The sequence below is a fragment of the Inquilinus limosus genome (genome assembly GCF_002195995.1).
Lineage (GTDB): Bacteria > Pseudomonadota > Alphaproteobacteria > DSM-16000 > Inquilinaceae > Inquilinus > Inquilinus limosus_C.
In genome coordinates this window covers 1-8,522 of the sequence record NZ_NHON01000032.1, presented here as the reverse complement: position 1 = coordinate 8,522, position 8,522 = coordinate 1, and the positions used below count along the sequence as shown (strand labels likewise).

The following is an 8,522-nucleotide window of genomic DNA, read 5'->3' as shown; positions in this document are numbered from 1 at the left end:
GGGGCAGGGGGAGGGGGTTCTCTCGGCTCGACCCGGCCCGGACCGTCACAAGCCGGCGCGGACGGCGAGTTGAGCACCTTGCCCATACGCGCGCGGACGCGCGCAGACTCCTCCCCCTGCCCCCCTCCCGCATGGGGAGGGGGGACTTAAAAAGCCCATTTCACAGATCTGTGACTCCGACAGCTCGCGACGGGAGGACGGATGATGCCGTCGCCGCCCGTCTCGCAAGCAGGATCACACCATGATGACCCCGCCCAATCCCCGCTACGGCCGGATCTGGGACGACTGCCGCGTCGGGCTGCTCGGCGGGTCGTTCAACCCGGCCCATGCCGGGCACCGGCACATCAGCGTCGAGGCGATGAAGCGGCTGGGGCTGGACGCGGTGTGGTGGCTGGTGTCGCCGCAGAACCCGCTGAAACCGGCCGCCGGCATGGCGCCCTTCGCCGAGCGGATCGACTCCGCCCGCCGCGCCGCCCGCCACCCGCGCATCGTCGTCACCGGCATCGAGGCCGATCTCGGCACCCGCTTCACCGCCGACACGCTCACGGCGCTGGCCGCCCGCTTCCCGCGCACCGAATTCGTCTGGCTGATGGGCGCCGACAACCTGGCGCAGATCCGGCACTGGCAGCGCTGGACGAAAATCTTCCAGACCGTGCCGGTTGCCGTCTACGACCGTCCTTCCTATTCTCTAAGAGCGTTGTCGGGATTGGCGGCGCAGCGGTTCGCGCGGGCGCGCATCGACCAGGATCACACCCGGGCACTGGCCGGAACGGCCCCACCGGCCTGGGTGTTCTTCCTGGCGAAGCGTCACCCGGCCTCGGCCACGGCGCTGAGGGCCGCGCGGCAGCTTCGCCCCGACCCTGTCGACGCCGCGGCGCATAAGCGCCGTGCCGCCGCACAACCATGAGGTGAACGCCATACGACCGAACACCGAGACGCCCCTGGCCGAAGCCGGGCGTCTGCCGCCGGGTCTCGCCGCCAGCCTTGCCCGGCCCCTGCTCGAGACCGCCCTCACGTCGCTCGACGACGACAAGGCCGAGGACATGGTCGTGATCGACCTGACCGGCCGGTCCTCCATCGCCGACAGCCTGATCATCGCCACCGGCCGCTCCTCGCGCCAGGTCGCCGCCATGGCCGACCATCTGCTGGAGAAGCTGAAGCCGCTGGCGCCCGGCCCGGTCCAGGTCGAGGGCCAGCAGCGGGGCGACTGGGTCCTGATCGATGCCGGCGACGTGGTCGTCCATCTGTTCCGGCCCGAGGTGCGCGAGTTCTACGCGCTCGAGAAGATGTGGGACGACGACGCCGAGCGGGTGACCCGCATCGGCACCGCGTAAGCCGGCCCCGACGCCCTCGCCATGCGGCTGACCATCGCCGCGGTCGGCCGCTCGCGGCCGGGGCCGCTGCGCGACCTGTTCGACGACTATGCCGGCCGCTCGGCCTGGCCCCTGACTCTGCGCGAGGTCGAGGCCCGCAAGGGCCTGTCCGGCGTCGCGCTGAAGCGCGAGGAGGCCTCGCTGCTGCTGGCCACGGTGCCGGCCGGGGCCGCAATGGTGGCGCTGGACGAGCGCGGCCGCGACCTGGACAGCGCCGGCTTCGCCAAGCTGCTGGGCCGCTGGCGCGACGAGGGCCGGGCCGAGGCCGCCTTCCTGATCGGCGGCGCCGACGGCCATGACGAGTCGGTGCGCGACCGGGCCGAGCTGCTGCTGTCCTTCGGCCGCCTGACCTGGCCGCACATGCTGGCCCGGGCGATGCTGGCGGAGCAGATCTACCGCGCCCAGACCATCTTGAGCGGGCACCCGTACCACCGGGCGTGAGGCGCGCCGGCTTGGGTTCTTGCTCCGCTTTATTGTCATCCTCGGGCTTGACCCGAGGATCCAGGGGCTTTCAAGAGCAGCTCTCGGTGGCCCCTGGATTGCCGGGTCAAGCCCGGCAATGACAATAAAAATAAGCCGGCCTCCCTTCACACCGACAGCGGCGCCTCACCCCGTTGCCGCGAAGTTGCGGTAGGCGCCGATCAGCTCCTCCACCGTGCCGGAGCGGCAGCCGCGCTGGCGGGCCACGGTCGCGGCGTCCCGCTCATTGGCCGCGCGCCGGGCGCCGAGCTCCTGCCACACCGCGTCCTGGCTGCCGGGGGCGCCGGAGCTGCTGGCCAGCTGACCGGCCGCATCGGATTCCGCCTGCTGCAGCACCGCGGCGAAGCGCTGCTCCTGCTGCGGGTCGAGCCGCACCCGGCAGGACCGCGCCGCGCTTTCGGCCCGGACCATGGCGTCGTAGCGCTGCAGCGCGTCGCCGGCATAGCCCGCCTGCTGCGGCACCCGCCCTGGCCCGGAATAGCTGGAATAGCCAGGGTAACCGGAAGAGCCGGGATATCCGGGATCGATATAGCCCTGCTCGTTGCAGCCCCCGAGGGCGAGGGCCGCGACCACCGCAGCCGATCCGAAGCGCGTGAAGCGCATGCTTCCTCCGTCAACTCTCCGGCAGGTCACGCCTGCCCGGCGGACAAACGTTCGGCCAGGCCGATCAGATCCATGATCTGCGGATCGGAACAGCCGCGCTCTGCGACCGCATCGCGCACCACCCGCTCCTGCAGTGTGCGGCGGGATGCGATGTCGCCCAGCACCTCCGGGTCGGCCGGGGTCGTGTCCGCGCGCTTTGCCAGCGCCGCCTCCGCCTGGTGCTGGGCCTCGACCAGGGCGTCGGCCAGCCGGGCCTCGCGCCCCTCCGCCAGCGGCGCGCCGCAGACATAGCGGGCGGAATTGGCCCGCAGCGCCGCCTGCCAGCGGTCGACCGGGTCCTTGGCGTCATAGGCCGCGCCGACCACCACCGGACCGGCGCAGCCGGCGAGCAGCAGGACGGGAAAGAGCCACCGGATGTCGAATCTCGCCACGCCGCCTCCGTTCCAGGCGTTGTCCCAGTGCAGGCCGGGCGAAACGCCCTTGTGCCGGCCGCGCCAATCGATACATGAAGGGCGGATTCCGAGAAAGGACATGCGATGAGCGCAGCGACCCCACCCCGTCCCGTCGTCCTCTGCGTCCTCGACGGCTGGGGCTGGCGCGAGGAGGAGGCGGACAACGCCGTGCGCCTGGCCGACACGCCGAATTTCGACCGGCTGTGGGCCGCGGAGCCGCACGCCTTCCTGCAGGCCAGCGAGGAGGCCGTGGGCCTGCCGCACGGCCAGATCGGCAATTCCGAGGTCGGGCACATGAATCTCGGCGCCGGCCGGGTGGTGTTCCAGGACCTGCAGATGATCTTCAACGCCATCGCCGACGGCTCGCTGGCCAAGGCCAAGGCGCTGCGCAGGCATATCGACGCGCTGAAGGCCTCCGGCGGCACCTGCCATCTGATGGGGCTGCTGTCGCCCGGCGGCGTGCACGCCCATCAGGACCAGATCGCGGCGCTGGCCAGGATCGTCGCCGAAGCCGGGGTGCCGGTCGCGGTCCACGCCTATACCGACGGGCGCGACACCCCGCCCCGCGCCGGCGCCGACTACCTCCGCCGCTTCCTGAAGGACATCGACGAGCTGGCGAACGCCCGCGTCGCCACGGTCGACGGCCGCTACTACGCCATGGACCGCGACAAGCGCTGGGAGCGGGTGGAGAAAGCCTACCGCGCCGTGGCCGAGGGCAAGGGCGAGGCCGCGCCGGACCCGGTCGCCGCGGTCGAGGCCGCCTACAGGGCCGACACCGGCGACGAGTTCATCCTGCCGAGCGTGATCGGCGATTACGCCGGCATGAAGGACGGCGACGGCGTGCTGTGCGCCAATTTCCGCGCCGACCGGGTGCGCGAGATCCTGCAGGCGCTGCTGGACCCGGCCTTCGACGGCTTCCAGCGCCAGCCGGTCCGCTTCGCCGATGCCTGCGGCATGGTCGAGTATTCCGACCTGCTGAACGGCCTGATGTCGGCGATCTTCCCGCCGAAGTCGATCGACAATGGGCTGGGCGAGGTGGTGGCCGAGGCCGGCAAGACGCAGCTGCGCGCCGCCGAGACCGAGAAGTACCCGCACGTCACCTTCTTCTTCAACGGCGGCGAGGAGCGGCAGTTTCCCGGCGAGGACCGGATCCTGGTCGCCTCCCCCAAGGTCGCGACCTACGACCTGCAGCCGGAGATGTCGGCGCCGGAGCTGTGCGACAAGCTGGTCGCGGCGATCGACAGCGGCAAGTACGACCTGGTGGTGGTGAACTTCGCCAATCCGGACATGGTCGGCCACACCGGCATCCTGGACGCGGCGATCAAGGCCTGCGCCACGGTCGATGCCTGCCTGGGCAAGGTCGAGGCCGCGGTGCGGCGCCAGGGCGGCGCCATGATCGTCACCGCCGACCACGGCAATGCCGAGCTGATGCGCGACCCCGCGACCGGCGGCCCGCACACGGCGCACACGCTGAACAAGGTGCCGGTGATCCTGGTCAACGCGCCCGGCCCCCATCACAGCCTGCACGACGGCAGGCTGGCCGACGTGGCGCCGACCCTGCTGCAGCTGATGGGCCTGGCCCAGCCGGAGGAGATGACCGGGCGAAGCCTCATCGATGCCGCTTGAATGCTGCAATCGCAGTGCCAAGCTGACGCGAAACCGCAAAGATGGACGTCAGGTAACTTGATCCCGCCGAAACCCGGCAGATATCATCAAGTGGCGTCCACCCTGGCCAGCCGCCCCTCCGGTTCCGCGGAGACGGCCGGTCGGCCGATTGACTCGAGCGCCTGGCGGCCCGGCCGCCAGCGAGGGCAAGCATGAAGAAGCACCTGAACGCCGTCGCCATCGGCGCCCTGATGGGCCTGGCCTTCGTCGGCGGACATACCCTGACCTTCCAGGGCTGGGCGCAGGACAAGGCTCCTGACAAGGCCGCGACAAGCAGTGACTCTACCGACACCTACAAGCAGCTCGACCTGTTCGGCGAGGTGTTCGAGCGGGTGCGCGCGGAGTATGTCGAGCCGGTCAGCGACAAGCAGCTGGTCGAGGCCGCGATCAACGGCATGCTGACCTCGCTGGACCCGCACTCCAACTTCCTGAACTCCGACGAGTTCCAGGACATGCAGTCCCAGACCCGCGGCAGCTTCGGCGGCCTCGGCATCGAGGTGACGATGGAGAACGGGGTGGTGAAGGTGGTGTCGCCGATCGACGACACCCCCGCCGCCAAGGCCGGGGTCCAGGCCGGCGACCTGATCATCGCCATCGACGGCAAGCCGATCGTCAACATGAGCCTCAACGAGGCGGTGGACAAGATGCGCGGCCCGGTGGGCAGCAACCTGACCATCACCATCCGCCGCGGCGACCAGGAGCCGTTCGACCTCAACCTGGCGCGCGCCACCATTCCGGTGGAATCGGTGCGCTGGCGGACCGAGGGCAACATCGGCTACATCCGCATCACCAGCTTCACCGAGCGCACCGAGGACGGGCTCAAGCGCGGCATCACCGACATCAAGAAGAAGCTCGGCGACAAGCTGCAGGGCTATGTGCTGGACCTGCGCAACGACCCGGGCGGCCTCTTGGACCAGGCGATCGCGGTGGCCGACGCCTTCATCGACAAGGGCGAGATCGTGTCGACCCGGTCGCGCAAGGCCGACCAGGCGCAGCGCTACAACGCCACCCCGGGCGACCTGGCCGACGGCCTGCCGCTGGTGGTGCTGATCAATGGCGGCTCCGCCTCGGCGTCGGAGATCGTGGCCGGCGCGCTGCAGGACCACCACCGCGCCGTGCTGATGGGGACGCAGAGCTTCGGCAAGGGCTCGGTCCAGACCATCATCCCGCTGCCGGGCCATGGCGCGATGCGCCTGACCACGGCGCGCTACTACACCCCGTCCGGCCGGTCGATCCAGCAGCTCGGCATCACCCCGGACATCGAGGTGCAGCAGGCCCGGATCGAGGAGATCGCGCAGATGCGCGGCTACCGCGAGGCCGACCTGAAGGGTGCCCTGAACAACGACAACAAGCAGAACCTGCCGGGCCAGGACGGCGCCGACGGGAAGGCCCCGGCCACGCCGACGACGCCGGCGCCCGGCGGCTCCTCGCAGCAGCAGACCGACAAGCCCGCCACCCCGGGCCAGGACAAGGCGGCGTCGCCGCCCTCCGACGGCGCGGCCGACGCCAACAAGCCCCAGGACGTCGACTACCAGCTGTCGCGCGCGCTCGACCTGCTGCGCGGCCTGTCGCTGTTCCAGAAGGGGCAGGCGGGCTGACCGCCGCGCCATGGCGACGACGACCGAGACGCTGAAGCAGGGCCTGCCCTACCGGCCCTGCGTCGGCATCATGCTGCTGGACCGCGACGGCCGCGTCTTCGTGGCGCGGCGCCGCGACACGCCGGATGGCTGGCAGATGCCGCAGGGCGGCATCGACCCCGGCGAGACGGCGCGGCAGGCGGCCTTCCGCGAGCTGAAGGAGGAGATCGGCACCGACCGGGCCGAGTTCCTGGCCGAGGCGCCGGAGACCGTGCGCTACGACCTGCCCGACCATCTGGTCGGCAAGGTCTGGGGCGGCCGCTACCGCGGCCAGGAGCAGCGCTGGGTGGCGCTGCGCTTCCTGGGCACGGATGGCGAGATCGACATCGAGACCGAGCATCCCGAATTCGACGCCTGGCGCTGGTCGGCGCCGGACCGGGTGCTGGCCGAGATCGTGCCGTTCAAGCGCGACGTCTACGCCACCGTCCTGGCCGCCTTCGCTTCGCTGCTGGGGCGGGGTTAGGAGTGGATAAGTACGGCTGAATCAGGCCCGATTTCGAAAAGGCGATCACGCGTTGCCTCTCCCGCTTGCGGGAGAGGTCGGAGACGCGAAGCGGCTCCGGGTGAGGGGATTTTGCCGAAGCCGGGACCAGCCGTCACCCGGTCTCGCTGCGCGAGCCCGACCTCTCCCGCCAGGCGGGAGAGGCAATCCGAGAAGACGCTTGGCATCTCCCCGCAATCCTGTGGCCCTCAGAGCGTCAGCGGCACCGCGCGCAGCAGGGTCCAGGCGCGCTCCAGCGCCGCATCCTCCTCGGCGAACAGCGCCAGCGGATAGGGGAAGGCGGCCGCCATCTTCGCGGTCAGCACCGTCGCCTGCATCGCCGCCCGGCGCAGCGGGTCCGGCTCGACATGCAGATGGGCCAGGCAGAGCCGGCCGAGATCGCCGCGCCGCCGCTTCAGCCACAGCGTCCGGGCCTTGCGGTCGTCATGCGCCTCGCGCTCCGGCATCGGCCCGATGCTGAGCATCACGAACCGGGTCTCGCGCGCCAGGATCATGTCGAACTCGGCCGCCCAGAGCTCGCCATAGCCGGCCGCGCCCGGCTCCGGCATCGGCAGCCGCACCAGCGGGAAGGCGCTGAGGTCGAACAGGGGCGGCACGGCCCGGGCGGCGTCGGGGTCCGGCATGGCGATTTTCGGCATCATGTGATAATTACTCTCATTTGCATGTCAAGGCCGTGGACCGGCCAGGGTTGAACCACCCTAGCGGATCGCGGCCCGCCGATCGCACGAGGCCGGGCCATGTCCTATCGCGAAACGGTCATCCGCATGGCGCCGGCCTCGCCCGAGGCGACGATGCTCGACCGGCTGGCGGACCAGATGGTCCGGCTGGAGGTGCGGATCGACGCCGCCTTCGAGACGCCGGCCCATGCTCATCGCGGCGGCCAGATCTTCTGGCCCGCGGCGGGCAGCGCCGTGATCGGCACCGCCGAAGGCCGCTGGTGCGTGCCCACCGGCTGCGCCCTGTGGATGCCGCCCGGCCTGATGCACGACGCCAGCACCGCCGGCGGCCTGCACATGCACGGCATCCTGGTCCCGGTCGAGGCGGCCCGCGGCCTGCCCGCCGATTGCCGGGTCCTGCCCCTCTCGCCCCTGCTGCGCGAACTCGCATTGCGGGCCGCGACCTGGCCCGAGGCCAGGCCGCTGGATGACCGCCAGCGCCGGGTCGTCGCCGTGATGCTGGACGAGATGGCGGCCGCCCCGCCCACCCGGCTGCTGCTGCCGATGCCGCGCGACCGCCGCGCCCGGCGCCTGGCCCTGGCGCTGCTGGCGGCGCCGGGCAGCCGCCGGCCGCTGGCGGAATGGGCGCGCCTGGCCGCCGCCAGCCCGCGCACGCTGGAGCGCCGCTTCGGCGCCGAGACCGGCCTGTCGGTGGCTGCCTGGCAGCGCCGCGCCCGGCTGCTGGCCGCGCTCGACCTGCTCGGCCGCGGCCGCAGCGTCACCGCCGTGGSGCTGGAGCTGGGCTATGACAGCCCCAGCGCCTTCACCGCCATGTTCCGCCGCACCCTGGGTATGACGCCGGCGCGGTACCGCGACGCCTCGCGCGGGCAGGCATAGCCCGCTCCGGCATTCCCCATTGTCATTGCCGGACTTGACCCACAGGTGTCCGGTTCAGACAGAATCGCAACCGAAGCGTGCCGACCCTAAGATTTCACTCCATTTTACTGTCATCCTCGGGCTTGACCCACGGGTGTCCGGTTGAGGTTTCATGGTCACAGAAGGACGATTTGCCTTGGGTCTGAGCGTGGTGTGGGCTTTGCTCCGCTCAGGCGATCGATGGATCGTCGGTGCATGAGGTTGAGACGGACGAGACG

Annotated in this window: 10 protein-coding genes; 7 read left to right on the top strand and 3 right to left on the bottom strand. The window is 71.0% G+C overall.

The features are described from left to right. Positions 1 to 241: 241 nt before the first annotated feature. From BWR60_RS17775 to rlmH, 3 genes are read left to right on the top strand one after another with little or no spacing between them, the layout of a single operon-like run. Positions 242 to 907 (top strand): nicotinate-nucleotide adenylyltransferase, encoded by a 666-nt coding sequence (locus tag BWR60_RS17775; RefSeq protein WP_088152365.1) that lies wholly within the window; start codon positions 242 to 244, stop codon positions 905 to 907. Beyond that, complete coding sequence (gene rsfS, locus BWR60_RS17770; RefSeq protein WP_429913028.1) at positions 888 to 1,334, top strand: ribosome silencing factor; 447 nt, start codon at positions 888 to 890, stop codon at positions 1,332 to 1,334. The genes BWR60_RS17775 and rsfS overlap by 20 nt, the downstream gene beginning before the upstream one ends. A 21-nt stretch (positions 1,335 to 1,355) precedes the next feature. After that, a complete protein-coding gene (rlmH, locus tag BWR60_RS17765; RefSeq protein ID WP_088152364.1) occupies positions 1,356 to 1,814 on the top strand; it encodes a 23S rRNA (pseudouridine(1915)-N(3))-methyltransferase RlmH in 459 nt (152 codons plus the stop codon). Between the two features lie 165 nt (positions 1,815 to 1,979). Here rlmH and BWR60_RS17760 read toward each other — a convergent pair whose 3' ends face one another. Then, positions 1,980 to 2,456, bottom strand: a complete 477-nt coding sequence (locus tag BWR60_RS17760; protein ID WP_088152363.1) for a hypothetical protein — start codon at positions 2,454 to 2,456, stop codon at positions 1,980 to 1,982. A 26-nt stretch (positions 2,457 to 2,482) separates the two neighbouring features. Continuing rightward, positions 2,483 to 2,887: a hypothetical protein gene (locus BWR60_RS17755; RefSeq protein WP_088152362.1), complete on the bottom strand. Its 405-nt coding sequence runs from the start codon at positions 2,885 to 2,887 to the stop codon at positions 2,483 to 2,485. A 105-nt stretch (positions 2,888 to 2,992) separates the two neighbouring features. Between BWR60_RS17755 and gpmI the strand changes: the two genes are divergently transcribed. The 3 genes from gpmI (at position 2,993) to BWR60_RS17740 (ending at position 6,673) form a co-directional block, all read left to right on the top strand. Beyond that, positions 2,993 to 4,534: a 2,3-bisphosphoglycerate-independent phosphoglycerate mutase gene (gene gpmI / locus BWR60_RS17750; RefSeq protein WP_088152361.1), complete on the top strand. Its 1,542-nt coding sequence runs from the start codon at positions 2,993 to 2,995 to the stop codon at positions 4,532 to 4,534. A gap of 191 nt (positions 4,535 to 4,725) precedes the next feature. After that, positions 4,726 to 6,171 (top strand): S41 family peptidase, encoded by a 1,446-nt coding sequence (locus BWR60_RS17745; RefSeq protein ID WP_088152360.1) that lies wholly within the window; start codon positions 4,726 to 4,728, stop codon positions 6,169 to 6,171. Between the two features lie 10 nt (positions 6,172 to 6,181). Continuing rightward, positions 6,182 to 6,673: an RNA pyrophosphohydrolase gene (locus BWR60_RS17740; protein WP_088152359.1), complete on the top strand. Its 492-nt coding sequence runs from the start codon at positions 6,182 to 6,184 to the stop codon at positions 6,671 to 6,673. Between the two features lie 227 nt (positions 6,674 to 6,900). On the opposite strand, the gene BWR60_RS17735 is transcribed toward BWR60_RS17740, so the two are convergent. Then, on the bottom strand, positions 6,901 to 7,353 hold the full coding sequence (locus tag BWR60_RS17735; protein ID WP_088152358.1) for a GntR family transcriptional regulator: 453 nt from the start codon (positions 7,351 to 7,353) through the stop codon (positions 6,901 to 6,903). A 96-nt stretch (positions 7,354 to 7,449) separates the two neighbouring features. Here BWR60_RS17735 and BWR60_RS17730 point away from each other — a divergent pair, with 96 nt between their 5' ends. Further along, a complete protein-coding gene (locus BWR60_RS17730) occupies positions 7,450 to 8,265 on the top strand; it encodes an AraC family transcriptional regulator (protein ID WP_088152357.1) in 816 nt (271 codons plus the stop codon). The last annotated feature ends 257 nt before the right edge of the window (positions 8,266 to 8,522 follow it).

What these genes read in the sequence shown, in the direction of transcription:
- BWR60_RS17760 (WP_088152363.1), bottom strand. Translation starts at nt 2,456, where the DNA reads ATGCGCTTCACGCGCTTCGGATCGGCTGCGGTGGTCGCGGCCCTCGCC.
- BWR60_RS17735 (WP_088152358.1), bottom strand. Translation starts at nt 7,353, where the DNA reads ATGATGCCGAAAATCGCCATGCCGGACCCCGACGCCGCCCGGGCCGTG.
- rlmH (WP_088152364.1), top strand. Translation starts at nt 1,356, where the DNA reads ATGCGGCTGACCATCGCCGCGGTCGGCCGCTCGCGGCCGGGGCCGCTG.
- gpmI (WP_088152361.1), top strand. Translation starts at nt 2,993, where the DNA reads ATGAGCGCAGCGACCCCACCCCGTCCCGTCGTCCTCTGCGTCCTCGAC.
- BWR60_RS17745 (WP_088152360.1), top strand. Translation starts at nt 4,726, where the DNA reads ATGAAGAAGCACCTGAACGCCGTCGCCATCGGCGCCCTGATGGGCCTG.
- BWR60_RS17740 (WP_088152359.1), top strand. Translation starts at nt 6,182, where the DNA reads ATGGCGACGACGACCGAGACGCTGAAGCAGGGCCTGCCCTACCGGCCC.
- BWR60_RS17775 (WP_088152365.1), top strand. Translation starts at nt 242, where the DNA reads ATGATGACCCCGCCCAATCCCCGCTACGGCCGGATCTGGGACGACTGC.